Source organism: Mesorhizobium sp. WSM4817 (assembly GCF_055811135.1).
Genome location: NZ_JBVVQQ010000092.1, coordinates 1 through 1321 on the forward strand (window position 1 = coordinate 1; position 1321 = coordinate 1321).

The 1321-nt window shown below is 54.6% G+C and carries 2 protein-coding genes; both read right to left on the reverse strand.

The genetic code is table 11. From position 1 onward, the window contains the following. Positions 1-203 precede the first annotated feature (203 nt). Positions 204-572 carry a phospholipase D-like domain-containing protein gene (locus tag AC0L2K_RS34830; RefSeq protein ID WP_473533639.1) on the reverse strand — a complete coding sequence of 123 codons (369 nt, stop codon included), beginning with the start codon at positions 570-572 and terminating at the stop codon, positions 204-206. Between the two features lie 2 nt (positions 573-574). Next, on the reverse strand, positions 575-1321 hold a 747-nt coding region (locus tag AC0L2K_RS34835), incomplete at its 5' end, for a phospholipase D-like domain-containing protein (RefSeq protein WP_473533640.1).

Here is a 1321-nt window from a genome sequence, read left to right on the forward strand (position 1 = left end):
GGCTTGGCAAGTTGAAGTTTGGTCTTGGCCGTCGCCGCCTTCTTTTGCGCGATTCTGAAATGATAGTGATCGAAGATGCGGATCGCCTCTATCATGTAGGACACAGCGGCACGACGGTCTTTGAAGAGGAGCAGGTTTTCTCCATTCTTGCGATCAGCGGGGACAGAGAAGTTGTATGAGCCGGTGTAGACACGCGCAGTGGGCTAGTCGAAATCGATCACGATGAACTTATGATGCATCCGATTCCCCACGTTGCCGGCGGTAGGCTCTTTCTTGAAGGGCTCCGGCAGATTCTCCGCCAGTTCAGCCGGAAAAACAGGCGCGACCTTGCCGTCGGGCAATTGTACGTCGATGCCTCCAACTTCCTTGTCGGAAATGCCGTAGACGAAGATTTCCTTGTCCTTGACAACTCTCTTGATCGCTTCGGTTACCGACCCGGGCGTCTGGTGCAAGAAGGCAAGGGAGAAGAATAGAGATGACTTAGTCTCGCCTATGTCGGCGGCGACTTTGTCGAGTAGCGCATTGTCACTGGAGTGCGGAGAGAATGCTACCTTTGCATCAATCCCAGCCAAACCTAGGTCCGCCCATTCGGCGGATGCCAAACCGCCGAAACCTCGGGATCATCGGATGCCCAATAGCCGTCGAAGGCAAGGAGATAGGACTGGACCGCCGTGGCACCATCGACCACCAGCGCGTTATTCGACTGGACGAAGAAGCCACGCCACGTGAAATTTGTCGAGCCGCAGACGACCTTCTTAAGGTTGGGGCCATTGATGACGATCGTCTTGTTATGCTGCAGGCTGCCCATGTCTTGCCGCTTGACATTTTTGGCGCCAGCCGATTTCGCGAGTCGTTCTTCTGCTTGGTTTTCGCCCGATCCGGACTTTTTATGTTCGGCGCTGTCATCAATAATGATCTTGAGTTTGCTGCCAAGCTTTTCAAGCCGCGAGACCACGTCTGGCTCGCTCAGATCGTACGCCACGACCCTAACCTCAGCTCCTGCGGCAATCGCCTGATCGAACGCCTCGAGAATCGCGTGACGCGCCTCAAATCCCATCCATGCCAAGGCAGCGGTCGCCTTCGGGTGGGTAGGAACAAAACTCAGCCCCTTCGCCGCTGATCTAGGAAGCAGAGTGGAGATTTTTCCAGCAGATTCATTGCGATCGACAAACGCTTGGGAGGACACGAAGCCCCGCGTGTAGCTTATGTTCAACTGCCCTGGGTAGGTTTCTCGTCGCAACTCAATTGCCGCGTGTTGCTGCTCTCCATAGCTCAATTCATCCTGCTTGTTCATAAAGACAGGCGAGACGCGATAAACAAA